This is a genomic window from Streptomyces glaucescens (genome assembly GCF_000761215.1).
In the GTDB taxonomy this organism is placed as follows: Bacteria; Actinomycetota; Actinomycetes; order Streptomycetales; family Streptomycetaceae; genus Streptomyces; species Streptomyces glaucescens_B.
The window spans coordinates 5,639,148-5,663,976 of the sequence record NZ_CP009438.1 but is presented as its reverse complement, the minus strand read 5'-3'; the positions used below and the strand labels follow the sequence as shown (position 1 = coordinate 5,663,976).

23 protein-coding genes are annotated in these 24,829 nt (G+C 72.9%); 10 read left to right on the top strand and 13 right to left on the bottom strand.

Going from position 1 to position 24,829, the window contains the following annotated elements; all coding sequences use genetic code 11:
- The first annotated feature begins 126 nt into the window (after window positions 1-126).
- From SGLAU_RS24595 to SGLAU_RS24570, 7 genes are all read left to right on the top strand, one after another.
- Window positions 127-975: a glutamate ABC transporter substrate-binding protein gene (locus SGLAU_RS24595; RefSeq protein ID WP_078957873.1), complete on the top strand. Its 849-nt coding sequence runs from the start codon at window positions 127-129 to the stop codon at window positions 973-975.
- 113 nt (window positions 976-1,088) lie between these two features.
- Window positions 1,089-1,766 carry an amino acid ABC transporter permease gene (locus SGLAU_RS24590; RefSeq protein WP_043504615.1) on the top strand — a complete coding sequence of 226 codons (678 nt, stop codon included), beginning with the start codon at window positions 1,089-1,091 and terminating at the stop codon, window positions 1,764-1,766.
- Window positions 1,763-2,671, top strand: a complete 909-nt coding sequence (locus SGLAU_RS24585) for an amino acid ABC transporter permease (protein WP_043504613.1) — start codon at window positions 1,763-1,765, stop codon at window positions 2,669-2,671. The genes SGLAU_RS24590 and SGLAU_RS24585 overlap by 4 nt, the downstream gene beginning before the upstream one ends.
- Window positions 2,672-2,848: 177 nt before the next feature.
- A complete protein-coding gene (locus tag SGLAU_RS24580) occupies window positions 2,849-4,501 on the top strand; it encodes an FAD-dependent monooxygenase (protein ID WP_043504611.1) in 1,653 nt (550 codons plus the stop codon).
- A 24-nt stretch (window positions 4,502-4,525) separates the two neighbouring features.
- Window positions 4,526-4,672 (top strand): putative leader peptide, encoded by a 147-nt coding sequence (locus SGLAU_RS36985; protein WP_367532176.1) that lies wholly within the window; start codon window positions 4,526-4,528, stop codon window positions 4,670-4,672.
- 83 nt (window positions 4,673-4,755) lie between these two features.
- Window positions 4,756-5,304, top strand: coding sequence for a cysteine dioxygenase (locus tag SGLAU_RS24575; RefSeq protein WP_043504609.1), 549 nt, complete (start codon window positions 4,756-4,758; stop codon window positions 5,302-5,304).
- Window positions 5,301-5,702: a rhodanese-like domain-containing protein gene (locus SGLAU_RS24570; RefSeq protein ID WP_043504608.1), complete on the top strand. Its 402-nt coding sequence runs from the start codon at window positions 5,301-5,303 to the stop codon at window positions 5,700-5,702. The genes SGLAU_RS24575 and SGLAU_RS24570 overlap by 4 nt, the downstream gene beginning before the upstream one ends.
- 335 nt (window positions 5,703-6,037) lie before the next feature.
- Here the strand turns inward: SGLAU_RS24570 and recX are convergent, their stop codons facing one another.
- From recX to SGLAU_RS24550, 4 genes are all read right to left on the bottom strand, one after another.
- Window positions 6,038-6,796: a recombination regulator RecX gene (gene recX, locus SGLAU_RS24565; protein WP_043504606.1), complete on the bottom strand. Its 759-nt coding sequence runs from the start codon at window positions 6,794-6,796 to the stop codon at window positions 6,038-6,040.
- A 4-nt stretch (window positions 6,797-6,800) separates the two neighbouring features.
- On the bottom strand, window positions 6,801-7,928 hold the full coding sequence (recA, locus tag SGLAU_RS24560) for a recombinase RecA (RefSeq protein WP_043504604.1): 1,128 nt from the start codon (window positions 7,926-7,928) through the stop codon (window positions 6,801-6,803).
- Window positions 7,929-8,322: 394 nt separating this feature from the next.
- Entirely contained in the window at window positions 8,323-9,567 is a 1,245-nt protein-coding gene (locus tag SGLAU_RS24555; RefSeq protein ID WP_208868938.1) for an AI-2E family transporter, read from the bottom strand.
- Window positions 9,568-9,626: 59 nt separating this feature from the next.
- Window positions 9,627-9,821 (bottom strand): DUF3046 domain-containing protein, encoded by a 195-nt coding sequence (locus SGLAU_RS24550; protein WP_043504601.1) that lies wholly within the window; start codon window positions 9,819-9,821, stop codon window positions 9,627-9,629.
- Between the two features lie 80 nt (window positions 9,822-9,901).
- Between SGLAU_RS24550 and SGLAU_RS24545 the strand changes: the two genes are divergently transcribed.
- The gene (locus tag SGLAU_RS24545; protein WP_078957872.1) at window positions 9,902-10,846 is read left to right on the top strand and encodes a hypothetical protein; all 945 of its coding nucleotides are present in this window, start codon (window positions 9,902-9,904) and stop codon (window positions 10,844-10,846) included.
- Window positions 10,847-10,927: 81 nt separating this feature from the next.
- Here SGLAU_RS24545 and SGLAU_RS24540 read toward each other — a convergent pair whose 3' ends face one another.
- Genes SGLAU_RS24540 through SGLAU_RS24530 form a run of 3 tightly spaced genes read right to left on the bottom strand, consistent with a single transcriptional unit; the run spans window position 10,928 to window position 12,815 of the window.
- On the bottom strand, window positions 10,928-11,236 hold the full coding sequence (locus tag SGLAU_RS24540) for an AzlD domain-containing protein (protein WP_043504598.1): 309 nt from the start codon (window positions 11,234-11,236) through the stop codon (window positions 10,928-10,930).
- Complete coding sequence (locus SGLAU_RS24535) at window positions 11,233-11,955, bottom strand: AzlC family ABC transporter permease (RefSeq protein WP_043504596.1); 723 nt, start codon at window positions 11,953-11,955, stop codon at window positions 11,233-11,235. Before SGLAU_RS24535 ends, SGLAU_RS24540 begins: the two co-directional genes overlap by 4 nt.
- A complete protein-coding gene (locus tag SGLAU_RS24530; protein WP_043504594.1) occupies window positions 11,952-12,815 on the bottom strand; it encodes an AraC family transcriptional regulator in 864 nt (287 codons plus the stop codon). The genes SGLAU_RS24535 and SGLAU_RS24530 overlap by 4 nt, the downstream gene beginning before the upstream one ends.
- A 149-nt stretch (window positions 12,816-12,964) precedes the next feature.
- On the opposite strand from SGLAU_RS24530, the gene SGLAU_RS24525 reads away from it, so the two are divergent.
- Window positions 12,965-17,971: an ATP-dependent helicase gene (locus SGLAU_RS24525; protein WP_043504593.1), complete on the top strand. Its 5,007-nt coding sequence runs from the start codon at window positions 12,965-12,967 to the stop codon at window positions 17,969-17,971.
- A 76-nt stretch (window positions 17,972-18,047) separates the two neighbouring features.
- Window positions 18,048-18,914, top strand: a complete 867-nt coding sequence (locus SGLAU_RS24520) for an Fpg/Nei family DNA glycosylase (protein ID WP_043504592.1) — start codon at window positions 18,048-18,050, stop codon at window positions 18,912-18,914.
- A gap of 709 nt (window positions 18,915-19,623) precedes the next feature.
- On the opposite strand, the gene SGLAU_RS24510 is transcribed toward SGLAU_RS24520, so the two are convergent.
- The 6 genes from SGLAU_RS24510 to SGLAU_RS24485 all read right to left on the bottom strand — a co-directional run bounded on the left by SGLAU_RS24510 (window position 19,624) and on the right by SGLAU_RS24485 (window position 24,642).
- Window positions 19,624-20,094, bottom strand: a complete 471-nt coding sequence (locus tag SGLAU_RS24510; RefSeq protein ID WP_043504590.1) for a Dps family protein — start codon at window positions 20,092-20,094, stop codon at window positions 19,624-19,626.
- Window positions 20,095-20,311: 217 nt separating this feature from the next.
- Window positions 20,312-20,692, bottom strand: a complete 381-nt coding sequence (locus SGLAU_RS24505; RefSeq protein ID WP_043504588.1) for a helix-turn-helix domain-containing protein — start codon at window positions 20,690-20,692, stop codon at window positions 20,312-20,314.
- 109 nt (window positions 20,693-20,801) lie between these two features.
- Window positions 20,802-21,359, bottom strand: coding sequence for a CinA family protein (locus SGLAU_RS24500; RefSeq protein ID WP_043504586.1), 558 nt, complete (start codon window positions 21,357-21,359; stop codon window positions 20,802-20,804).
- A complete protein-coding gene (gene pgsA / locus SGLAU_RS24495; protein WP_043504584.1) occupies window positions 21,356-22,222 on the bottom strand; it encodes a CDP-diacylglycerol--glycerol-3-phosphate 3-phosphatidyltransferase in 867 nt (288 codons plus the stop codon). Before pgsA ends, SGLAU_RS24500 begins: the two co-directional genes overlap by 4 nt.
- Window positions 22,219-23,691 (bottom strand): 30S ribosomal protein S12 methylthiotransferase RimO, encoded by a 1,473-nt coding sequence (gene rimO / locus SGLAU_RS24490; RefSeq protein ID WP_078957871.1) that lies wholly within the window; start codon window positions 23,689-23,691, stop codon window positions 22,219-22,221. Before rimO ends, pgsA begins: the two co-directional genes overlap by 4 nt.
- A gap of 93 nt (window positions 23,692-23,784) precedes the next feature.
- Complete coding sequence (locus SGLAU_RS24485) at window positions 23,785-24,642, bottom strand: helix-turn-helix domain-containing protein (RefSeq protein ID WP_043504581.1); 858 nt, start codon at window positions 24,640-24,642, stop codon at window positions 23,785-23,787.
- Window positions 24,643-24,829: the final 187 nt, after the last annotated feature.

Sequence of the window (24,829 nt, the reverse complement as noted above, 5' to 3'; positions counted from 1 at the left end):
GAGACGGCCCGCACGCCCGGTCCACCGCACCGGACGGCCCGCACCACCGGTACCCCCGCACCGGACGGCCGCGACACCCCGCACCGGACGGCCCGCGTCCCCTTCACCACGCAAAGGATGTTCACCATGAAGCTCCGCAAGGTCACCGCCGCGGCCGCGGCCGCGCTCGTCCTGTCGATCACCGCGACCGCCTGCGGCGGCGACGGCGACAAGGACAGCAACGGCAGCTCGGGTTCCGGTGGCGGCGACAAGATCAAGATCGGCATCAAGTACGACCAGCCCGGTCTCGGTCTGAAGGAGCCCGACGGCTCCTTCTCCGGCTTCGACGTCGACGTGGCGACGTACGTGGCCAAGGAGCTCGGCTACGAGCCCGACCAGATCGAGTGGGTCGAGACCAAGAGCGCCGACCGTGAGAACGCGCTGTCCCGCGGCGACGTGAAGTTCATCGCCGCGACCTACTCCATCACCGACGAGCGCAAGGAGAAGGTCGACTTCGCGGGTCCGTACCTGCTGGCTCACCAGGACCTGCTGGTGAAGAAGGACTCGGACATCAAGGAGGGCACCGACCTCAACGGCAAGAAGCTCTGCTCGGTGACCGGTTCCACCTCGGCGCAGAACGTCAAGGACACGATCGCTCCGAAGGCGCAGCTGAAGCAGGTCGGCACCTACTCCGAGTGCCTCGCCGCCCTGCAGAGCGGTGCCGTGGACGCGCTGACGACCGACGACTCCATCCTCGCCGGCTTCGCCGCCCAGAAGCAGTACCAGGGCCAGTTCAAGCTCGCCGGCCTGAAGCTGAGCAACGAGAACTACGGCATCGGCGTCAAGAAGGGCGACACCGAGACCGTGAACAAGATCAACGACGCGCTGGAGAAGATGGTCAGCGACAAGTCGTGGGACAAGGCGGTCCAGGAGAACTTCGGCCCGGCCGACTACAAGAACGAGCCGGCCCCGAAGATCGGCAACATCGTCAAGTAACCCAGGCCGTCCAGTAACGCGGGGTTTCTGAGGCGTGCCGCCGTCCGCTGCGATCAGGGCGGCGGCACGCCGCGTCCGCCACGTACGCCACACACCCGGAAGCGCGGGAGATCGTGTTCGACTTTATTTCTGACTATGACGATCCAACCTTGTTGGGTGCCTTCTGGGTGACGGTGCAGCTCACCGTGTTCTCGGCCATCGGCTCCCTGATCTGGGGCACCCTGCTGGCGGCGATGCGGGTCAGCCCGGTGCCGCTCATGCGCGGCTTCGGCACCGCCTACGTGAACCTCGTCCGGAACATCCCGCTCACCGTCATCGTCGTCTTCTCCTCGCTCGGCCTCGCCGACATCTTCGGCGTGACCATGGGCGCACCGGACGACTTCGAGCTCCAGGGCTTCCGCCTCGCGGTGCTCAGCCTCGTCGCCTACACCGCGGCCTTCGTGTGCGAGGCGCTGCGCTCCGGCATCAACACGGTGCCGGTCGGACAGGCCGAGGCGGCCCGTGCCATCGGCCTGAGCTTCGGTCAGGTGCTGCGCCTGATCGTGCTGCCGCAAGCGTTCCGTTCGGTCATCGGCCCGCTCGCCAACGTGCTGATCGCACTGACGAAGAACACCACGGTGGCGGCGACCATCGGTGTGGCGGAGGCCGCGCTGCTGATGAAGGAAATGATCGAGAACGAGGCTCAGACGGTGCTCATCGGCGCGGTCTTCGCCTTCGGTTTCGTGGTACTGACCCTGCCCACCGGCCTGATCCTCGGCTGGCTGAGCAAGCGACTGGCGGTGAAGCGGTGACCTCGGTTCTCTACGACGCCCCCGGCCCCCGGGCCAAGCGGCGCAACATCATCTTCTCGGTCGTCTTCTTCGTTCTGCTGGCCCTCCTGCTGTGGTGGGTCTACACGGTGATGGACGACAAGGGCCAGCTGGAATGGGCCCTGTGGAAGCCGTTCACGCAGGCCGAGGCCTGGACGACCTACCTGTTGCCCGGTCTGGCCGACACCCTCAAGGCGGCGGGGCTGGCCATGGTCATCGCCCTCCCGCTGGGCGCCTTCTTCGGCATCTCCCGCCTCTCCGACCACGTCTGGGTGCGCATCCCGGCCGGAGCGGTGATCGAGTTCTTCCGGGCCATCCCGGTCCTGCTGCTGATGCTGTTCGCCAACGAGTTCTACTCCCGCTACACGGACGTCAGCAGCGAGGACCGGCCGCTGTACGCGGTGGTCACCGGACTCGTGCTCTACAACGCCTCCGTCCTCGCGGAGATCGTCCGCGCGGGCATCCTCTCGCTGCCCAAGGGACAGACGGAAGCGGCCCACGCGATCGGTCTGCGCAAGGGCCAGACGATGACCCACATCCTGCTGCCGCAGGCGGTCACGGCCATGCTCCCGGCGATCGTCACCCAGCTGGTCGTCATCGTGAAGGACACCGCGCTCGGCGGCGTGATGATCGGCTTCACCGAGCTGCTGAACACGCGCGGCACGCTCGCGGCCAACTACGCGAACGTCATCCCCAGCTTCATCGTCGTGGCGATCATCTACATCATCGTCAACTTCATCCTCACCAGCTTCGCGGGCTGGCTGGAGAAGAGGCTGCGGCGCAGCAAGCGGTCGACGGGTGCGGTGCTGGGCAAGGACGACGTCGAGGAGATGAACGCCGCGGAGGTGGGCGGCTCGTTCGGCACCGGGGCGGGCGGCACCATCTGACCGTCGGTCAATATCCTCCTGTGACACGAGGGGCAGCGGCATGATCGCCACTGCCCCTCGTCACTTGACGCAAGCACCCGCAATAGGTTGCATACGTTCTGTGATCGTGCACCCTGCTCCACCTTCCTGTTCACATACGTCCCTCAGGACACCGCCACGGGCAGGGGGCGCCGCGCCGTGGACCCGGTGATCATCGTCGGAGCGGGGCCCGTCGGGCTGACGCTCGCCCTGGCGCTGGCGCGTCAGGAGGTGCCTTCCGTCGTCCTCGACGAGGGGCCGGGCAAGGACGAGCCACGGCTCGCGCGCACCGTCGTGCTGCGCGAGGACACCGCCGCGCTGATCGAGCGGCTGACCGGTGTGCCGCTGGACGAGGCCGGCGCCCGTTGGGCCGGATGGCGGTCGATGCGGCGCAAGCAGGTGATGCGGGAGATCACTTTCGGCGAGGACCCGGACGACGCGGAGGTCACGGGGGACCCGCAGGCGCCCGCGCCGCTCACGCCCCCGCTGCACGTCGCCCAGCACGTGCTCACCGGTGCCCTGCGGGCCGCGCTGGCCCGGGAGCCGCTGGCCGAGATCGCCGTGGACAGCCGGCTGGACGCCGTCGAGCAGGAGACCTCGGGCGTCACCGCGCACACCCGCGGGCCCGGCGGCACCTGGTGGCGGGGCAGTCATCTGGTCGGCTGTGACGGCCCGCGCTCGACGGTGCGCAAACTCCTGGACATCCGCTTCCCCGGCCGTACGGCGGTGGAACGGCACGCCGTCGCCGCGCTGCGGACGGAACTCCCGTGGCCGGGCCGGGCGTTGCTCCACCGGATGCCGCCGTGGCGGACGTCGGGCCCCTCGGCCGGGGAGGTGACCGCGCGCCCGCTCCCGGACGGCGTCTGGCGGCTGGACTGGCTGCTGCCGCCCGGCAAGGACCTCGTCACGCCCGAGCTCCTGCTGGCCCATGTCCGGGAGACACTGACCGGCTGGACCGGAGAAACGTCACCCTCGTACGAGCTGCTGGACACCGGCGTCCACGTCGTCCACCACCGTCTGGCCCGCCGCTGGCGGGTGGGCCGGGTCTTCCTCGCGGGGGACGCGGCGCACCTGCTCGGCGCGCTCGGCACCCACGGCCTGGACGAAGGGCTGCGGGACGCCGACAACCTCGCCTGGAAGCTGGCGCTGGCCTGGCACCACGGGCCGCACGAGGCACTGCTGGACAGCTATCAGGCGGAGCGGCGCGCGGTCGTCGCCGGCCGGTTGCGCGCCGCCGACCAGGCGCTGCCGCTGCTGCGCGGTGGCAAGGGCCTGCGCTCCTACGTCCCCGGTGCCGCTCGCGGTCATGACGCGCTGCTCACGGACGGGCACTTGGGCGGCGGGCCGCTCGGCGCTCCGGCCGGGTATGCCGACTCCCCGCTCGCGCCCCGGCACATCGAGGGCGAGGTCCCCGTCGACACTCCGCCGGGTGCGCCGGTCACCGATGTGGTGGTCACCGCGGAGGACGGCTCGTTCGTCCGGCTGCGGGACCGGCTGGGCCGGGGCGCGCTGCTCGTCGTGCTCGTCGCGCCGGGCACGGGCGTGTGGGAACGCAGGCACTGGGTGACGGCCGGGATCATGCCCCGCCTCGTGGCGGCGGTGACGGCCCTGCCGCACCCGGCCGAGCTGCTGGTCGCCGAGAGCTACCCGGGTGCGGCCGCCCACACGGTGCTGCTCGTGCGGCCCGACGGCCATCTGGTGACGGCACTGAACGGGGTGCGCCCCGCCGACCTCTACGCGGCGGCCGAAGCGACGCTCGGCGGTCCGGCGCCGGCGAAGGAGGAGGCGGAGGCCGGGGCGGGATCGCGCTGAGCCGAACCCGGCCCGTCCGTCACCGTGTGTCCGCATGGTGACAGCGAGTTGACCCGCTCGGACCGGCGTGGTGTACTCCGGATCGTGACCGACACGTACGTACGCCTGTGGCGGAGGGTCCATGTGGACCTCGTCCGCTATGCGGGCTGCGTGTGTCGGCCGTCCTGCTGAACTCGCCTTCCCTTCCCCGCGCGCCGCCGAGGCCGACCGAGGCGTTGCCGCGCGCGCTCACGCGAACTCACAGGACGGTCCACGTGTCTGCCCTTTCCTCCCCCCGTTCCTTCTCCGCGCCCGCCCGCGGGCGCGTCCCCGCTCCCTCCCAGGCCGATCTGCTGGACTTCGCCCGGCGTACGGCCGCCGACACCGAGCTGATCGACTCGCTGCCGCTCGATCCGGAAGGCCGCACCTGGGTGCGGCTCCAGGGGCCCGGCGGCAGTGAGGCCTGGCTGATCGGCTGGCCGCCCGGGACGGGCACCGGCTGGCACGACCACGCCGACTCCGTGGGAGCCTTCTTCACCGCGCGCGGCGAGCTGAAGGAGAACGCGCTCGCCGCCCGGCTGCCCACCGACGGCTGGAAGACCCTCGAACTCTCCGAGAACGTGGACCGGGAGCGCCGGCTGCCGGCAGGCCGGGGCCGCGCCTTCGGCCGCCACCACGTCCACGAGGTACTGAACGAGTCGACCGAGGAGCACGCGATCTCCGTGCACGCCTACTATCCGCCGCTGCCGCGGATCCGCCGTTACAGCCGCACCGGCCAGGTGCTGCGCCTGGAGCACGTGGAGCGCCCCGAGGACTGGCAGTGAGCGGGCCGCGCGAGGAGCCGGTGGGCATCGACACGTTGCTGGAGCAGGTACGGGCGCGCTACCGGCGGATCGAGCCGAGGGAGGCGTACGACGCCCAGCAGACCGGTGAGGCGCTGCTGGTCGACATCCGGTACGCCACCCTGCGGGAGCGGGACGGCCTGGTCCCCGGTGCCCTCGTCGTGGAGCGCAACGAGCTGGAGTGGCGCCTGGACCCCTGGGGCAGTCACCGGCTGCCCGAGGCCACCGGCCATGACCTGCGGGTCGTGGTGCTGTGCAACGAGGGTTACGCGTCGAGCCTCGCCGCCGAGTCGCTGCACCGGCTGGGGCTGCACCGGGCCACGGACCTGGTGGGCGGGTTCCAGGCGTGGCGGGCGGCGGGGCTGCCGGTGGTCGTCTGAGGACGCCTTCCGGGTGGGCCGGCGGGACGGGCACGTTTCGTCCCGCCGGGCTCGGGCGGGACGGCCGGTCACCAGCCGGGCCGTCGCCCGCAACGGGTGTTCGGTGCGGACCGGGCCGGCGCCCCCTTGCCGCCGGCCCGCGCCCCGGGGCGGCGTGCGTCCCTCCACCGTGCTCGGTCCACCGTGCTCGGTCCGCCGCTCTCGTTCACCGGGTGGCCATGACGTCGGGGGCGGCCAGGCGTCCAGCCGCCTCGGTCGCCTTCTCACCGGGCCCCGGCGCCCGGGCCCGCCGCGTCGTGTCGCCGTACCGAAGCCCAGTGCCACGCGCCGGCGTCTCAGAACCCCTCGTCCTCCAGGAACTCCGTGTCCTCCCCCTCCTCCTCCAGCGCCTGCCGGACGACCCGCAGGGCCAGGCCCTCGGAGTAGCCCTTGCGGGCGAGCATCCCCGCGAGGCGGCGCAGGCGCTTGTCGCGGTCCAGGCCCCGAGTGGCGCGCAGCTTGCGGGCGACCAGCTCCCGCGCGGTCGCCTCCTCCTGCTCCGCGTCGAGCTGGGCGACCGCCGCGTCGATCAGGGTGGAGTCGACTCCCTTGGTCCGCAGCTCCCGTGCGAGCGCCCGTCTGGCCAGCCCGCGGCCGTGGTGCCGGGACTCCACCCAGGCGTCGGCGAAGGCGCTGTCGTCGATCAGGCCGACCTCTTCGAACCGTGACAGCACCTCCTCGGCGACGTCGTCCGGGATCTCCCGCTTGCGCAGGGCGTCCGCGAGTTGCTTGCGGGTGCGCGGGGTCCCGGTGAGCAGGCGCAGGCAGATGGCCCGTGCCCGCTCAGCCGGGTCCCCTGAGGACTCCTCCTTCTCGGCCCTCGACGAGGAAGAGGAGCCCCCGCCCTCGGCGGACGGTTCTCCGAAGCCGCGCCGCCGGCGCCCTCTTCGTGAGCCGCCCGTGCCGCGCCGGGCGTCCGCGGACGTCCCCGCACCGGGGTACGGGTCCGCGTCCGGACGGTCGTCACCGGGTCCGGCAGCGTGCCTCCCGCCCTCGGTCCCCGGCTCCCACGGGATGCCGGGGTGGGCGTCGGCCCAGTCGGTTCGCCGTGTCACGGGCTCAGCTCTTGGCGGCCGCGGCCTTGGTCTTGGCCGTCTTCGCCGCAGCCGGGGCGGGCACCGGCTTCGCGGCGTCGTCCGTGGCGGTGGCGACCGCGGCGTCCGCACCGGGCTCGGCCGCCGGCTCCTCGGGCCGCACGCCGACGCCCAGCTTCTCCTTGATCTTCTTCTCGATCTCGTTGGCCAGGTCGGGGTTGTCCTTGAGGAAGTTGCGCGCGTTCTCCTTGCCCTGGCCGAGCTGGTCGCCCTCGTACGTGTACCAGGCGCCCGCCTTGCGGACGAAGCCGTGCTCCACGCCCATGTCGATCAGGCCGCCCTCGCGGCTGATGCCCTGGCCGTAGAGGATGTCGAACTCGGCCTGCTTGAAGGGCGGCGCGACCTTGTTCTTCACGACCTTGCAGCGGGTGCGGTTGCCGACCGCCTCCGTGCCGTCCTTCAGGGTCTCGATGCGGCGGATGTCGATACGCACCGAGGCGTAGAACTTCAGCGCCCGGCCACCGGTCGTGGTCTCCGGGGAGCCGAACATCACGCCGATCTTCTCGCGGAGCTGGTTGATGAAGATGGCCGTGGTCTTGGACTGGTTGAGCGCGCTGGTGATCTTCCGCAGGGCCTGGCTCATGAGGCGGGCCTGCAGACCCACGTGGCTGTCGCCCATCTCGCCCTCGATCTCCGCGCGCGGGACGAGCGCGGCGACCGAGTCGATGACGATCAGGTCGAGGGCACCGGAGCGGACCAGCATGTCCACGATCTCCAGGGCCTGCTCGCCGTTGTCGGGCTGGGAGAGGATGAGGTTGTCGATGTCGACGCCGAGCTTGCGCGCGTACTCCGGGTCGAGGGCGTGCTCTGCGTCCACGAAGGCGACCTGGCCGCCGGCCTTCTGGGCGTTGGCCACGGCGTGCAGGGTCAGCGTGGTCTTGCCGGAGGACTCCGGCCCGTAGATCTCCACCACACGGCCGCGGGGCAGACCGCCCACGCCGAGGGCCACGTCGAGCGCGGTCGACCCGGTCGGGATGACCTCGATGGGCTCCTTGGACCGCTCGCCCATGCGCATGACCGCGCCCTTGCCGAATTGCCGTTCAATCTGCGCGAGGGCGGCGTCGAGAGCCTTCTCGCGGTCGGTTCCTGCCATGGGTTCCACCCGATTTGCTTGAGTCGATCGCTTCACGTCAAAGACGCTAACGCGTGCCACTGACAATGCGCCCTGACGCGGGTCCGGCCTGTGGATAACTGAGGCACTTCTCTCCCCGAAGCGGGTCGAAACGCCCATCCGGAGCCTCGCCGGAGCCTCTATATGAATGGATGTTCGATTTTTGTGTCAAGCGAGACCCCCGGCTCGTGAGGCGTTGCGGACGCGCACCCCGCCACCCCCGGTGCAGGCAGCCCGACAGCCCCGCGGCCGGCCCGTCATCTGCCGCTCGGCCCGTCGGTCGCCGCGCTCGGCCCGCTCGGCCGTCCGGCCGGACCCGTCGCCCCCGCACCCGGGGCGGACGCGCGCCGCTGACCGGAGCCGGCTCGCTCGGCCCCTAGGAGCGCGGAGGGGGCCCGGCGGGCCGCCGCCTCCGCCACAGGCCCCGCAGGCGCAGGATCGGACCGGGCCCGTTGCCCCGCCCGCGGTGGCCGTGGACCCGCGGGTCGTCCGTCACGGCGTACCGCTTCACGTACGCCCCGAGGAACGCCTGGAGCGTGGCGATCGCCGGGATGGCGATCAGCGCGCCGACCGCGCCGAGCAGCGCGGTGCCGGCGACGACCGAGCCGAAGGCGACCGCCGGGTGGATGTCGACGGTCTTGGAGGTGACCTTGGGCTGCAGGACGTAGTTCTCGAACTGCTGGTAGATCACGACGAAGATCAGCACCCACAGCGCGTACCAGGGGTCCACGGTGAAGGCGATCAGCATCGGCAGGGCGCCCGCGAGGTAGGTGCCGATGGTGGGGATGAACTGCGACACCAGGCCCACCCAGACGGCCAGCACGGGCGCGTAGGGCACGCCCAGGGCCTCCAGCAGCACGTAGTGGGCGACGCCGGAGACGAGCGCCATCAGGCCGCGCGAATACAGGTAGCCGCCGGTCTTGTCCACGGCGATCTCCCAGGCGCGCAGCACCTCGGCCTGCCGGGCCGGCGGCAGCACCGAGCAGATCGTCCGGCGCAGCCTCGGCCCGTCGGCGGCGAAGTAGAACGAGAACAGCCCGATGGTCAGCAGCTGGAACAGTCCCCCGAGGACCTGCGCCGACACGTCGAGCACTCCGGTGGCGCTGTTCTGCACGTAGTTGCGCAGCCAGTCGGAGCGGAGCAGGCCCTCCTGGATGTCCACCCGTTTCAGATCGGTGTGGAAGTGGGTGTTGATCCAGTTGATCACCGAGTCGAGGTAGTCCGGGAAGCCCTCGACCATGGTGACGATCTGGCCCGCCAGCATGGACCCGAGCAGGGTGACGAAGCCGGCGGCCACCACCGTCACGGCGAGGAACACCAGGAAGGTGCCGAACCCCCGGCGCATCCCGCGCGCGGCCATCCAGCTCACCGCCGGCTCCACGGCGAGGGCCAGGAAGAACGCGATCAGAATGTTGATCAGCAGGCCGGTGAGCTGGTGGAAGGCCCAGCTGCCGAGCTGGAACGCGGCGATGAGCGCGAGCGCCAGCACCATGGCCCGCGGCAACCACCGGGGCATGCGCGCGCCCGGCCCGGCGCCGTCGGCCGGGGGCCGTCCGGGCGGCGTCGTTCCGTTCGAGGATGCGTGCTGGGCTGCCTGCCCGGTCTCGTCTGTGGATGCCACGGTGCAAGTCTCGCCCACGCCACCGACAGCCGGTCACCGGCCGGTGGTCCCGTGGCCCGTCAGCGCCTCTCCGGTGGCACGTTCATGACGTCGCAGACCACGCGCCACACGTCCTTGGCCTCCCAGCCGGCGGCCAGCGCCTCGTCGACGGTGCGTCCGCCCAGCTCCGACATCACGTGATCGCGCGCGAAGGTTTCGGCGTACCCCGTCCCGAAGTGCTCCGCCATCCGCTCCCAGAAGACCGTCAACCGCATGACACCAGTATCCCGCCCCTGAGAGTGGGCCCCGACCGGGACCGCTCGCCGGGCCCTCCGCACGCCCTACGGTCGGTGCCATGGCCGAAACAGGAGCAGCCCCAGCCCCCTCGACGCCCTCGGCGCGGTCCCCGCTCTTCCGCGCCGAGCAGTTCGTCTGGCTCACCGCGCGGGTGCTGGAACAGCGCCTCTTCGCGTACCACTTCCTCAACGGCGGCGCCGACCCCGTGGAGACCGCGCTGGACGCCTACCGCAATCAGGACGGCGGCTACGGCCACGCCCTGGAGCCCGATCTGCGCGGCCCGGTGAGCCAGCCGCTGCACACCGCGCGGGCGCTGCGCGTGCTGGACTCGATCGGGCGCTGCGGAGGACAGCGCGTGGAGCGGGTGTGCCGCTACCTGACCTCGGTGTCCACGGCCGACGGGGCGCTGCCGGCCGTCCACCCGAGCCAGCGCGGCTACCCGGCGGCCCCCTTCGTGCCGATCGTGGACGATCCGCCCAGCGACCTCCTCGCCACCGGTCCCGTCGTCGGCCTGCTGCACCGCAACGAGGTGTGGCACGCGTGGCTGTTCCGGGCCACGGACTTCTGCTGGCAGGCCGTGGAGGGCATGGAGCGGTCCCACCCGTACGAGGTGCAGGCGGCCGTCGCCTTCCTGGACGCCGCTCCGGACCGCGCCCGCGCGGAGGCCGCCGCCGGCCGCCTGGGCCGCCTGGTGCGCGAGCAACGGCTCGCGGTGCTCGACCCGGAGCACCTCGACGCCTGGCCTGTCGCCCCCGGTTACGCCCGGGGCGAGCACCACTTCCCGCACGACTACGCACCGACACCGCGGTCCCTCGCGCGCGCGTGGTTCACCGACGACGAGATGGCACGTTCCCTCGACCACCTGGCGGCCGGGCAGCAGGACGACGGCGGCTGGCCGGTCCGCTGGCGGCAGTGGGCCCCCGCTGCCGCCCTGGAGGCGCGCCCGGCGGTGACGATCGACGCCCTGCACGCGCTCAGGGCGCACGGCCGTCCGATCGGCTGAGCTCCCGGCCAGGGTCCGCCCGGGACCATGAGGAGCGCCGCGCCCGGCGGGCCACAGGACGCACGGAAGCGCCCGGCCGGCTCACCCACCCAGGGCGCGCACCCCCGCCGTCACCACCACGGCCGCCGCGACGACGACCAGGAAGGGCGCGCGCAGTACGAGTGCCACGCCGGCCGCGGCGACGCCCGCGGCCCTCGCGTCCAGCACCAGTGTCTGCCCGTCGGCGAACGTCTGCTGGGCCGTGAGGGCGGCGAGGAGGGCGACGGGCAGCAGGGCGGCGAGCCGCCTGACGAGCGGCCGCTCCAGCACCCCCGCGGGGACCAGCAGCCCGGCGAGCTTGACGGCGTAGCAGCCCGCGACCGTCGCTCCGATGGCGATCCAGGTGTTCACCGGTCCCCCGTTCCCCGGCGTCCCCGCGCCCACAGCACGGCCGGCGCGGCGAGCGCGGCCACGAGCACCGGCACTCCCGCGGGCAGCACGGGCAGCAGCCCGAGCCCCAGGACGACGGCGAGCCCGGCGACGGTCCGCTCGGTGCCCGTCCTGAGCATCGGCGCCAGCAGCGCCAGGAAGACGGCGGGTCCGGCCGCGTCGAGTCCCCAGGCGTCGGTGTCGCCGATGGCCTCGGCGCCGAGCGCCCCCAGCAGCGTGGTGACGTTCCACAGCACGTAGAGGCTGAGCCCGGTGACGGCGAACCCGATCCGCGCGGTACGCCGCGTGGGCTGTGCCAGCGCGACGGCCGCCGTCTCGTCGATCACCCACTGTGCGGCGAACGGCCGCACCGCGCGCGGGAGGGCCAGCACCTGGGAGAGCCGCAGCCCGTAGAAGGCGTTGCGCACCCCCAGGAAGAGCGCACCGGCGGCGGCCGTCACCGGGTTCCCGCCGCCGGCGAGTGCCCCCACCAGCGCGAACTGGGACGCGCCGGTGAACACCAGGAGGCTGAGCAGACACGTCTGCGCGAGGCTGAGACCGCTGCCCGCCGAGGTGACCCCGAAGGCGAAGCCGGACAGTCCTACGGCGACTCCGACGCCCAGGGCGTCCCGTACGACGGCGGTGTCCGGCTTGTCCCCGTCGTCGGCCCGTATGTCCGCGAGAGCTGTTTCCTCTGTCACCCGTCGGACGCTAGCCGCGGCCCGCCCGGCGCGTCTTGTACGTTCTTGCGCTCCCGCTGGTACGCCCCCGGCGGGACCCCCACGATCCGGCTGAAGTGCCGGTTCAGGTGCGGCTGGTCGGTGAATCCCACGGCCACGGCTGCCTCGGCGGGCGGGCGGCCCGAATCGAGCATCCGCCGGGCCCGCCGCACGCGCGCGTCGGTCAGCCAGGCGTGCGGCGGCATCCCGTACGCCGCCCGGAAGGCCCGCAGCAACGCGAAGGGACTGGTCCCCAGGTCTCCCGCCAGCTTCTCCAGAGTCGGCGGGTCGGCCATCCGCTCCTCCAGCACGGCCCGCGCCGCAGCGGCGGTCCGCGCCCCGGCCGTGCGCACCTCCCGCTGCGGCAGCGGACCGCCGTTCAGCCGGAGCAGCCGGGTCACCGCCACCCGCAGCAGGGTGTCGGCGGCCAGCGCGTTCCCCTCGTCGGTGGCGCGCAGCACCTGATGCACCAGTGCCACGGCGTACGGGTCGTCGAGCACCGGCCGGACGAAGCCGGGGGTCCCGCGGATCGAGGTCGTCTCGGCCGCGATCTCCGCCACGACCTCGGGAGACGGGTACACCGCCCCGTACCGCCACCCCTCGGGCACCCCGGCCCGCCCCGTGTGCGGCGTGTCCGGGTTCACCAGCGCCAGTGCTCCCGCCCCGGCGTACTGGTCGGCGCCGCGGTGGTGGAAGACCTCCACCCCGTCCGCGATGGCGGCGATCACGAAATGCTCATGGGTGTGCCGCACGAACGTCTTGCGGACGTACCGGGCCCGCAGCAGGTCGACCCCGGGCAGCTCGGCGTACTGCCAGTGCCGCGCCCGCTCACTCGAACCCATGCCCCCATTGTCGGCGACGGCGGAACACCCGTGCTCGCGGTGCCCGGAGCGGCGGGACACCCGTGCCGGCGATGCCCCGACCTCCGGGGCGTTGACCCGAGAAACCCCAGCTCAGCCCGATTGTCAGTGCCGGGGTGCAGGATGGACGCATGGCCAGCTCCCGACACCAGGCCCTCGACGGCTTCTCGCCCGCGACCCGCGGTTGGTTCACGGGTGCCTTCTCCGCGCCCACCGCGGCCCAGGCGGGGGCGTGGCAGGCGATCCGTGCGGGTTCGGACGTCCTGGTGGTCGCCCCCACCGGCTCCGGCAAGACCCTGGCCGCCTTCCTCGCCGCCCTCGACCAGCTGGCCTCCACTCCCCCGCCGGCCGACCCCAAGAAGCGCTGCCGCGTCCTGTACGTCTCGCCCCTCAAGGCCCTGGCCGTCGACGTCGAGCGCAACCTCCGCAGCCCGCTCACCGGCATCCGCCAGGAAGCGGTCCGACTCGGTCTGCCCGAGCCGGAGGTCAAGGTCGGCATCCGCTCCGGCGACACGCCCGCCGCCGAGCGCCGCGCCCTGTCCACCCGCCCGCCGGACATCCTGATCACCACCCCCGAGTCCCTCTTCCTGATGCTGACCTCGGCCACGCGGGACGCGCTGACCGGTGTGGAGACGGTGATCCTGGACGAGGTGCACGCCGTCGCCGGCACCAAGCGCGGCGCCCACCTCGCCCTGTCCCTGGAGCGCCTGGACGAGCTGCTGCCGAGGCCGGCCCGTCGCATCGGCCTGTCGGCGACCGTCCGCCCGGTCGACGAGGTCGCCCGTTTCCTCGCCCCGCGCGGCAAGGTGGAGATCGTCCAGCCCGAGTCCGGCAAGGAGTTCGACCTCTCGGTGGTCGTCCCGGTCGAGGACCTGGGCGAGCTGGGCGGCTCCCCGGTCGCCGAGGGCACCGAGGGCGGCGAACGCCCGTCGATCTGGCCGCACGTCGAGGAGCGGATCACCGACCTCGTCCAGTCCCACCGTTCCACGATCGTCTTCGCCAACTCCCGACGTCTCGCCGAACGCCTGTGCAACCGCCTGAACGAGATCGCGTACGAACGGGCCACCGGCGAGCCCCTGGACGAGCACCACTCCCCCGCCGAGCTCATGGGCGGCTCGGGTGCCGCCCAGGGCGCCCCGCCCGTCATCGCGCGCGCCCACCACGGCTCGGTCTCCAAGGAGCAGCGCGCCCTGGTCGAGGAGGACCTCAAGGCCGGCCGCCTCCCCGCCGTCGTCGCCACCTCCAGCCTCGAGCTCGGCATCGACATGGGTGCGGTCGACCTGGTGGTCCAGGTGGAGTCCCCGCCCTCCGTGGCCTCCGGCCTGCAACGCGTCGGCCGCGCGGGACACCAGGTCGGTGCGGTCTCCACCGGTGTCGTCTTCCCGAAGTACCGCGGCGACCTCGTCCAGGCGGCGGTGGTCACCGAGCGCATGCGCACGGGGGCGATCGAGTCCCTGAGGATCCCCGCCAACCCGCTGGACGTGCTGGCCCAGCAGCTCGTCGCCATGACGGCGCTGGACACCTGGCAGGTGGACGACCTGCTCGCCACCGTCCGGCGCGCCGCACCCTTCGCCTCGCTCCCCGAGTCGGCGTTCACCGCGGTCCTCGACATGCTCGCCGGGCGGTACCCGTCCGACGCCTTCGCCGAGCTGCGCCCGCGCGTGGTGTGGGACCGCGTGGCCGGCACGGTCACCGGCCGCCCCGGTGCCCAGCGCCTCGCCGTCACCTCCGGCGGCACCATCCCCGACCGGGGCCTCTTCGGCGTCTTCCTGGCCGGTGCCGATCCCAAGAAGGGCGGCGGCCGGGTCGGCGAGCTGGACGAGGAGATGGTCTACGAGTCCCGCGTGGGCGACGTCTTCACACTCGGTACCAGCTCATGGCGCATCGAGGACATCACCCGCGACCGCGTCCTGGTCTCCCCAGCGCCCGGTGTCCCGGGCCGGCTGCCCTTCTGGAAGGGCGACCAGCTGGGCCGCCCGCTGGAGCTGGGACGCGCGGTGGGGGCGTTCCTGCGGGAGGTCGGCTCGCTGCCCGAGGACGACGCCCGGCTGCGGCTGCTCGCCGCGGGCCTCGACGCCTGGGCCGCGGACAACGTGCTGTCCTACCTGGCGGAACAGCGGGAGGCGTGCGGCCACATCCCGGACGACCGCACGATCGTCGTGGAGCGTTTCCGTGACGAGCTCGGTGACTGGCGGGTCGTCGTCCACTCCCCCTTCGGCGCCCAGGTCCACGCCCCGTGGGCGCTCGCGCTCGGCGCCAAGCTCTCCGAGCGGTACGGCATGGACGCCCAGGTGATGCACGCCGACGACGGCATCGTGCTGCGGCTGCCCGACGCCGACCTGCTGGGCATGGACCTGCTCGACCAGGAGCCCATGCGGGCCGGGGCGGAGTACGACGCCGGGCAGGCACCGGTCGGCGCGGCGGACGTCGTCTTCGACAAGGGCGAGGTCGACCAGATCGTCACCGACCAGGTGGGCGGCTCGGCCCTGTTCGCGGCCCGCTTCCGGGAGTGCGCCGCCCGCGCGCTGCTGCTGCCGCGCCGCAACCCGGGCAAGCGCACCCCGCTGTGGCAGCAGCGGCAGCGCGCCTCCCAGCTGCTCCAGGTGGCGAGCGAGTTCGGCTCGTTCCCGATCGTCCTGGAAGCCGTCCGCGAATGCCTCCAGGACGTCTTCGACGTCCCCGGTCTCGTCGAGCTGATGGGTGACCTGGAGTCCCGCAAGGTCCGCCTGGTCGAGGTCACCACCCCCGAGCCGTCCCCCTTCGCCCGGTCCCTCCTCTTCGGGTACGTCGCCCAGTTCCTGTACGAGGGCGACTCCCCGCTCGCCGAGCGCCGCGCTGCGGCCCTGTCGCTGGACTCGCGCCTGCTCGCCGAGCTGCTCGGCCAGGCGGAGCTGCGCGAGCTGCTCGACGCGGAGGTGCTGACCGAGCTGGAGCGGGAGCTGCAGTGGCTCACCGAGGACCGCCGGGTCAAGGACGTCGAGGGCGTCGCCGACCTGCTGAGGCTGCTCGGCCCGCTCACCGACGCCGAACTGGCCGAGCGGGGCGCCGAGCCCCAGTGGGCCCAGGAGCTGGCCGGGGCGCGCCGCGCGATCCGGGTGCGCATCGCCGGCGCCGGCCACTGGGCGGCGATCGAGGACGCGGGCCGGCTGCGCGACGCCCTCGGCACGGCCCTGCCCGTCGGTGTCCCGGAAGCCTTCACCGAACCGGTGAAGGACCCCCTGGGCGACCTCCTGGCCCGCTATGCCCGCACCCACGGCCCGTTCACCTCCGCCACCGCGGCGGCCCGCTTCGGGCTCGGCGTGGCGGTCACCGAGGGCGCCCTGCAGCGCCTCGCGGCCTCCGGGCGGGTGGTCCAAGGCGAGTTCCATCCGGCGGGCATCGGCCAGGAGTGGTGCGACGCGGCCGTCCTGCGGCGTCTGCGCCGCCGTTCGCTCGCCGCCCTGCGGCACGAACTGGAGCCGGTGCCACCGCCCGCGCTGGCGCACTTCCTCCCCCAGTGGCAGCACATCGGCCAGGGTCACGCCCTGCGCGGCGTCGACGGACTGGTGCGGGCCCTCGAACAGCTCCAGGGCGCCTCCGTCCCGGCCTCCGCCCTGGAGAGGCTGGTCCTGCCGTCCCGCGTGGCCGGCTACACGCCGGCGATGCTCGACGAACTGACCGCCGCGGGAGAAGTGGTGTGGGCCGGAGCCGGAGCCCTTCCCGGCAAGGACGGCTGGGTCTCCCTGTATCTCGCGGACGCGGCCCCCCTCCTGCTGCCGCCCCCGCATCCGCTCGAACTGACGGCTCTTCACCAGTCCGTCCTGGACACCCTTTCCGGGGGCTACGGCCTGTTCTTCCGCCAGATCGCCGACCAGGTGCGCGCCACCACCCACCCCGACGCCACGGACCCCCAACTGGCCGACGTCCTGTGGGACCTGGCCTGGTCCGGGCGGCTGACCAACGACACGCTCGCCCCGATGCGCGCCCTGCTGGGCTCCGGGCGCACCGCGGGTTCCACGGCCCACCGGGCCAAGCGCGCCGTGCCGCGCGGGCGGTACGGCTCGCTGACGGCCGCCGCGCGCCCCACGTCCCGCGGCGGCCCGCCGACCGTGGCCGGCCGCTGGTCCCTGCTCCCCGCGCGCGAGCCCGACACCACCGTGCGCGCCCACGCCCTGGCCCGCACGCTGCTCGACCGGCACGGCGTCGTGACCCGGGGTGCGGTGGCCGCCGAAGGCGTGGAGGGCGGATTCTCGGCGGTGTACCGCATCCTGTCCGCCTTCGAGGAGAGCGGCCAGGCCCGCCGCGGCTATGTGGTGGAGGGCCTGGGCGCCGCCCAGTTCGCGATGGACGGCGCGGTGGACCGGCTCCGCGCGGTGGCCAACGCCCGCGAACGCGACGCCGGCCGCCCGGACGCCGATTTCGCCCACGGCAGTCCCGGTCTCCCGGGCCCCGGCACCGGTCCCGGCACCCCCTGGCCCACGGGTGCCGCCATGCCCGGCCCCGACGGTACGGGCGCGCCCGTGGGCGTCGACAGGGCCACCGCCGACTTCCTCGACGGCGCCCGCCCGCTGGGCCCCTTCGGGGACCACGCGGCCACCTGGTACGACACCGCGGACGGAGGCGACCCCTTCGACACCCCGGCCGGTCACCCGGTGCCGGACGAGTACGGCTCCCCGGGCGACCGGGGCCGCTCCTCCCCTGCCCGGACGGGCGGCGGGCGGCCGCCGTTCGGCCAGGGCGCCGGCCGCCGCTTGACCGGCCCCCCCGTCCCGCGCGCCGTCGTCCTCGCCGCCGCCGACCCGGCGAACGCCTACGGCGCGGCCCTCCCGTGGCCCGACCCGCCCACCGACGCCGGGCACAAACCCGGTCGCAAGGCGGGCTCGCTCGTCGTCCTCGTCGAGGGCGACCTGGTGCTGTACATGGAGCGCGGCGGCAAGACACTGCTGGCCTGGCCCGCCGACCAGGACACCGAACCCGCGGACGACCCCCGGCTGCGCGCCGCCGCGGACGCGCTCTCCGCAGCCGCCCGCGCGGGCTCGCTCGGCACGGTCACCGTGGAGCGGATCAACGGTGTCCAGGCCCTGACCTCGCCCATCGGTGCCCTCCTGGAGGGCGCGGGCTTCGTCGCCACCCCGAGGGGGCTGCGGCTGCGCGCCTGAGCACCGGCACGTGCGGGCACCCGGAACCACGCCCCCGGGAACGCACTCGGCCGCCCGCTCGTGCCACCCTTGACGCATGCCTGAAGGAGACACCGTCTGGCAGGCCGCGAGCCGGTTGCACGCCGCCCTCGCGGGCAAGGTGCTGACCCGCTCGGACCTGCGGGTGCCCCGGTTCGCGACGGCCGACCTCACCGGCCGTACCGTCCTGGACGTCACCCCGCGCGGCAAGCACCTCCTCACCCGCGTCGAAGGCGGCCTCACCGTCCACTCGCACCTGAGGATGGACGGCTCCTGGAGGATCTACAAGGCCGGTGAGCGCTGGACCGGTGGTCCGGAGCACCAGATCCGCGCGATCCTCGGCACCGCGGACCGCACGGCTGTCGGGTACCGCCTCCCCGTCCTCGAACTGCTCCGCACGGCCGACGAGGACCGTGCGGTGGGTCACCTCGGCCCCGACCTGCTGGGCCCCGACTGGGACGCCGACCGGGCCCTGGCCAACCTCCTCGCCGACCCCGCGCGCCCCCTCGGCGAGGCTCTCCTGGACCAGCGCAACCTCGCCGGGATCGGCAATGTCTTCAAGAGCGAGCTGTGCTTCCTGCTCGGCGCCACACCCTGGCTGCCCGTCGGCGCCCTTCCCGCCGACCGTGCCGCCCAGCTCCCGGTCCTCGCCAAGAAGCTGCTGGAGGCCAACCGTGAACGCCCGGTCCGCAGCACCACAGGCCGCCGCGGTCAGGGTTTGTACGTCTACGGCCGCGCGCCCCGCCCCTGCCTGCGCTGCGGCACCCCCGTGCGGATCGCCGACCAGGGCGACGGCTCCCGGGACCGCCCCACCTACTGGTGCCCCCGGTGCCAGACCGGCCCGGCTCCGGCCCCGGCCGCCTCTCGTTCAGGCCCCCGCACCCGCGGTGCGCACCCGACGAAGGCGCCGCACCGCTCCGACTGACGGCCCGTCAGCCCTGCTCGCGCCCGCCCACCCCGTCTTCGCGTCCGCCCCCGCGCGGGACGCCACCGGCCCTTTCGCCGCACAACGACACGTCAGCGCCCCAGGCGGAACGACGGCCTGACGGCCCCCGGCAACGCCCGCGCCCCCACACTCCCCTCCACCCCCAAACCCCGCGTCCGCTCTATCCCCTCGCCCAGCCCCACGCCACGGCGGAGACACTCGCCAAGCCCGGACCCCATCCCGCCCCCGCTGCCTCACCCGGCCCCCCGCTCACACCCACCCGACCCCTCACCCGGCTTCCCGCCCACACCCGCCTCCGCCTTCGCGTCCGCAGCCGCACCCCCCGCCCGCCAGGCCGCCCGCCAGCGCCCGGTCCCGACCGCTCCGACGGCCCTCGCCTTGGACACGGTGTGGACCGGGAGCAGACTGAGCCCCCACCCCCCGGCCACCAGGGCCCCTTCGAGCGCCCCCGCGTCCGCGGCGACCACGACCCGGAACAGGGCCCACCACCACACCGCTCCGAGCCCCAGAACGGCCCCCCAGCGCACTATCCGCCCCGCCATGGCCCGTCACCTCCAGCCCGCCGCCAGAACGCCGTCTCACCCCGACCGGGCCGACGCCAGAGGGCCGCTCTCAGCGCGGGGAGGGCGCACCGCGGGCACGGGGGCGCACCACGGGCACGGGAGCGCACCACTCGGGTCGTCCGGCGTCACCCGTTCTCGGCCTGGAACATCCAGTGGTGCTTCTCCAGGTCCGCCGTGATGGCGATGAGGATGTCCTGGGACACGGGATCGGGTTGCTCGGTGGCGGTCACCCGGTCCCGCATGCGGGTGATCACCGCGCCGAGCGCGCCCACGAGCACCCGCACCGCGTCCTCGTCCCTGACCCATCCGCCGGCCACTTCCCCGATGCCGCTGCCGGAGGCCACCGTCGAGGCGCGTCCGTCGGGTGAGACGCCGAGCGCGGAGGCCCGTTCGGCCACCGTGTCGGAGTGCGTGCGCGCGGAGTCCACCACCTCGTCGAGTTGGAGGTGCACCGACCGGAACCGCGGGCCGACGACGTTCCAGTGCACCTGCTTCGCCACCAGCGCGAGGTCGACCAGGTCGACGAGCGCCCCTTGCAGTGCGTCGGCGACGGTCTTCAGGTCCGTGTCGGACAGCGGGCTCTTCACGACGTTCATCCGCACCTCCGGTGACTCACCCAGTCGTGGCCCCTCCACCATGACCGGATCCGTCATACGCGGCAAACGGAGCAAATACCCTAAGTGACAACGGGGAAGGACGGATCGGGCGAGACTGCGTCCGGACATGCGAAAACCCCGACCCCACTTCTCCGGTCTTCCCGGAGAAGCCCCGGCCGGGGCTCACACGTCACGCTCTTTCAGGGCCGCGAGACACTCACGCGGCGACCACGTCCACCGCTTCGGCGGGCGCCTTGATGGTCACCCGTTCCGGTGGCACACCGGTCACCGAGACGGAACCCAGCATCGGACGAACCGGCGTGTGTACAGGCTCACTGGGGGTGGCCGCAGCGGACTGGGCCAGCTCGGCGAGGGCGAGCTCGTCGCTCACTTCCCGCATCAGCTCGGACATCCGTACGTCCAGCGCGTCGCAGATGGCGGCGAGCAGTTCGGAGGAAGCCTCCTTCTGCCCCCGCTCCACCTCGGAGAGATAGCCGAGTGACACTCGGGCGGACGAGGAGACTTCGCGCAGAGTACGGCCCTGGCGCTGGCGCTGCCGACGCAGCACGTCACCCAGCAGGCGACGGAGCAGAATCATCGGTGGCTCCCTCCTCGGACCGCGTAGCCGCATCCTTCACGCCCCACCGTACCGCCTCGCGCCGCGGCCGTGCGGGGAGCGATGTCGTGTTCACTCAGGGCTGCAAACATCAAAACCCCCCGTTCTGTTCCGTATCCTGTGCCCGCTCATTCCCGGTCTGTTCGCTCGCAAGTTCCGTCAGGAGGAGTGCGAGTACGCTCCGTACACTCTCCATACGAATTTCCGCGCGGTCGCCGTTCAACCGCAGCGGCCGCACTTTTCCGCCACCGGCAGAACCGGAACCCGGCCCAACGGGCCCGTCCAGCGCCACGAAAACCGTCCCGACGGGCTGTCCGTCCTGGGGGTCGGGGCCGGCGACTCCGGTGGTGGCGATTCCCCAGTCGGCTCCGAGCGCCTCGCGGACTCCGGCCGCCATCTGTGCCGCGACCTGCGGATCCACCGCCCCGCGCCCGGCCAGCAGACCGGCGTCGACGCCGAGCATCCGGTGCTTCAGCTCGGTGGCGTAGGCCGTCACCGAGCCGCGGAACGCCTTGGACGCCCCCGGGACCGCCGTGAGCTCCGCGGCGACGAGTCCACCGGTCAGCGACTCGGCGACGGCGACCGTCTCGCCCCTCACCGTGAGTAGTCGCACCACGTCGGCGGCGATGCCGGCAGCCGTGGAACTCACCCTTCCGTCTCCTCCAACGCGGCCTTGCGCTCGGCGATTCCCTGCCGGCGCAGCACAATGGCCTGTCTCACATAGTCCAGTCCGGTCACCACGGTCAGCACGACCGCCGCGGCCATCACCCAGAAGCGCAGGGTGGCGAGCCACCCCGTCAGCGCCAGCACGTACATCCCGACGGCCACGCCCTGTGTGAGGGTCTTGAGCTTGCCGCCCCGGCTCGCCGGGATGACCCCGTACCGAATGACGAGAAAACGCAGCAGGGTGACCCCGAGTTCCCGTCCGAGGATCACCGCCGTCACCCACCACGGCAGGTCGCCCAGTGCCGAGAGACAGATCAGCGCCGCCCCCATGATCGCCTTGTCGGCGATGGGGTCGGCGATCTTCCCGAAGTCGGTGACGAGGTTGTAGGTGCGGGCCAGATGGCCGTCGAACAGATCGGTGATCATGGCGATGGCGAAGGCCGCCCAGGCGAGCGAACGCCACGCGGGGTCGTACCCCCCGTCGGCGAGCATCAGGGCGACGAAGGCCGGCACCAGGACCAGCCGCAGCATGGTCAGCAGATTGGCGATGTTCCAGACACTGGCCTGATTGACCGCGGCAGCCGCGATCTTGCCGCCCCGCGCGGGCTTCGCGCTCTCCGGGCCGCCGCCGGACACCGCGTCCCCGGAGACTCCGCCGTGCGCAGCGGGGGCGGGGGGGCCGCCCTCCGGCCCGTCCGGCACCGCGGCGGCCGGCGCGGCCCCGCGGGGCCCGGCGGCACTCTGGCCGTGGGCGGCGACCCCTGCCGTCCCCGTTGCCGGGGCGGGAGCCGCAGCCGCGCCGTTCGCCCGGGCGGGTCCGCCCGCGGCCGCCGGCACTCCGGTCATCTGCCCGCCTCCTCACTGCCTCCGGGATGGCCCGCCAGCGGCTCGGCCACCAGGTCGACACCCTCCGTACCGACCACCTTGGCCTCGACCATACGGCCGACGCTCAGGCCCGCGCCGCTCGTGAGCAGTACCTGCCCGTCCGTCTCCGGCGCCTGGTGGGCCGCGCGGCCGTAGGTGCCCTCGGTCTCGTCCACCGACTCGACGAGGACCTGCACCGTGGAGCCGACGCGCTCCTCGGCGCGCTGCGAGACCAGTTCCTCGGCCAGCCGGGAGATGTGCGCCAGCCGCTCGGCGACCACGTCCTCGTCGAGCTTGTTGTCGTACGTCGCGGCCTCGGTGCCTTCCTCGTCGGAGTAGCCGAAGACGCCGATGGCGTCCAGGCGCGCGCCGTTCAGGAAGCGCTCCAGCTCGGCCAGGTCGGCCTCGGTCTCGCCGGGGAAGCCGACGATGAAGTTGGAGCGCACACCGGCCTCGGGGGCCTTGCCCCGGATGGTGTCCAGCAGCTCCAGGAAGCGGTCGGTGTCGCCGAAGCGGCGCATCGCGCGGAGCACGTCCGGGGCGGAGTGCTGGAAGGAGAGGTCGAAGTAGGGGGCGACCTTGGGCGTGGAGGTGAGCACGTCGATGAGCCCGGGGCGCATCTCGGCGGGCTGCAGGTAGCTCACTCGCACCCGCTCGATGCCGTCCACCCCGGCGAGCTCGGGCAGCAGCGACTCCAGCAGGCGGATGTCGCCCAGGTCCTTGCCGTACGAGGTGTTGTTCTCGGAGACCAGCATGATCTCCTTGACGCCCTGCTCGGCGAGCCAGCGGGTCTCGTTCAGCACGTCGCTGGGGCGGCGGGAGATGAAGGAGCCGCGGAAGGAGGGGATGGCGCAGAAGGTGCAGCGCCGGTCGCAGCCGGAGGCCAGCTTCACCGAGGCGACCGGGGAGCCGTCGAGGCGGCGGCGCAGCGGCGCGCGGGGGCCGGAGGCGGGGGCCAGGCCCTCCGGGAGGTCGGCGGGCGCGTGCCCGGGAAGGGCGACCTCGGCCGCGGACTCCTGGCGCTCGGCGGGGCTGATCGGCAGCAGCTTGCGCCGGTCGCGCGGGGTGTGGGCGGCGTGGATGCCGCCGTTCAGGATGGTCTGGAGCCGGTCGGAGATGTCGGCGTAGTCGTCGAAGCCGAGCACGCCGTCGGCCTCGGGCAGGGCTTCGGCCAGCTCCTTGCCGTACCGCTCGGCCATGCAGCCGACCGCCACCACGGCCTGGGTCTTGCCGTGGCCCTTGAGGTCGTTGGCCTCCAGCAGGGCGTCGACGGAGTCCTTCTTGGCGGCGTCGACGAAGCCGCAGGTGTTGACGACGGCGACATCGGCGTCCGCGGCGTCCTCGACGAGCTGCCAGCCGTCCGCCTCCAAACGGCCTGCGAGCTCCTCGGAGTCCACCTCGTTACGGGCGCAGCCAAGGGTGACCAGTGCGACGGTACGGCGTTCAGGCATGGGCTCAAGACTACTTCGTCCTACGGACACCCCACGTCGACGGGGTTGACCGATCTTGGTCAACCCCGTCCCGCCTTCCCCTGATGAGGCCCCTTATCCGACCTGCGGGTCGCCCTTGGTGTACGTGAGGCGTTCCACCGCGCCCGGCTGGAAGTCGTCCTCGATCTTCTTGCCGTTCACGTACAGCTGGATCGCGCCGGCGTCCCCGAGCACCAGGTTGATCTTGGAGCTGTCCTGGAAGGTCTTGGAGTCGCCCTGCTTGAGCAGCCCGTCGAAGAGCAGCCGGCCGTTGTGGTCCTTGGCCGAGATCCAGCTCCGCCCGTCGACCGCGCTGACCTGCACCGTCACCTTGTCCTGCGGCGCTGCGGCGATGGCGCTCTCGGTCGGGTCCGGCTTGGGGTCGGCGGTCTTGCCGGCCCCGTCGCCCGGGGAGGAGGTCGTGCTCTTCGACGGCGGGGCGCCCTCGGCGACCTCCGTCCCGGCGTCGCCGCCGGAGCCGCCCTTGAACACGGTGAAGCCGACGAAGCCGACCACGGCGACGATCGCGGCGACCATCGCCGCGGTCCAGTTCGGCCCGCGCCGCTCGGGGCGGATGCGTTCCGCCTCGAACATCGGCGCCGCCGGGGTGGGCGCCGGACGGCCGCCGTGCTCGGCGTCGTACTGCGCGATCAGCGGATCCGGGTCCAGGCGGACGGCCCTGGCCAGGGTCCTGATGTGGCCGCGGGCGTACACGTCCCCGCCGCACGGCGCGAAATCGTCCGACTCGATCGCGTGCACGATGGCGATCCGGACCCGGGTGGCGCTGCTGACGTCGTCGACGGTCAGCCCGGCCGCGATACGCGCCTGCTGCAACGCGCGGCCGATGGAGGGGCGGGGCTTCTCGGGCACGTCGGAGACGTCGGACACGTCTTCGAACGGACGCTCGTCTTCAGGGGAGTTGCCGATGGACACGGGGGCGCCTTTCGAGCGTGTAGCCACCTGCTGGAGGTTCAGTTTAGGGGGGGTGCGAAAGGGTGGGGCAACCGGGCGGCGGAACTTTGTACGCCATCGGAATGGCCGGACATTCCGATGGTCGGGTACACGGTTTTCGCTTCCCTCAACTTGACGTGCGCCGTGGGGAAACGGTTGCTCACCGATC

What these genes read in the sequence shown, in the direction of transcription:
- SGLAU_RS24530 (WP_043504594.1), bottom strand. Translation starts at nt 12,815, where the DNA reads ATGGGTTCGAGTGAGCGGGCGCGGCACTGGCAGTACGCCGAGCTGCCC.
- pgsA (WP_043504584.1), bottom strand. Translation starts at nt 22,222, where the DNA reads ATGACCGGAGTGCCGGCGGCCGCGGGCGGACCCGCCCGGGCGAACGGC.
- SGLAU_RS24545 (WP_078957872.1), top strand. Translation starts at nt 9,902, where the DNA reads ATGGCCGAAACAGGAGCAGCCCCAGCCCCCTCGACGCCCTCGGCGCGG.
- SGLAU_RS24520 (WP_043504592.1), top strand. Translation starts at nt 18,048, where the DNA reads ATGCCTGAAGGAGACACCGTCTGGCAGGCCGCGAGCCGGTTGCACGCC.
- SGLAU_RS24525 (WP_043504593.1), top strand. Translation starts at nt 12,965, where the DNA reads ATGGCCAGCTCCCGACACCAGGCCCTCGACGGCTTCTCGCCCGCGACC.
- SGLAU_RS24550 (WP_043504601.1), bottom strand. Translation starts at nt 9,821, where the DNA reads ATGCGGTTGACGGTCTTCTGGGAGCGGATGGCGGAGCACTTCGGGACG.
- recA (WP_043504604.1), bottom strand. Translation starts at nt 7,928, where the DNA reads ATGGCAGGAACCGACCGCGAGAAGGCTCTCGACGCCGCCCTCGCGCAG.
- SGLAU_RS24505 (WP_043504588.1), bottom strand. Translation starts at nt 20,692, where the DNA reads ATGATTCTGCTCCGTCGCCTGCTGGGTGACGTGCTGCGTCGGCAGCGC.
- SGLAU_RS24595 (WP_078957873.1), top strand. Translation starts at nt 127, where the DNA reads ATGAAGCTCCGCAAGGTCACCGCCGCGGCCGCGGCCGCGCTCGTCCTG.
- rimO (WP_078957871.1), bottom strand. Translation starts at nt 23,691, where the DNA reads ATGCCTGAACGCCGTACCGTCGCACTGGTCACCCTTGGCTGCGCCCGT.
- SGLAU_RS24510 (WP_043504590.1), bottom strand. Translation starts at nt 20,094, where the DNA reads ATGAACGTCGTGAAGAGCCCGCTGTCCGACACGGACCTGAAGACCGTC.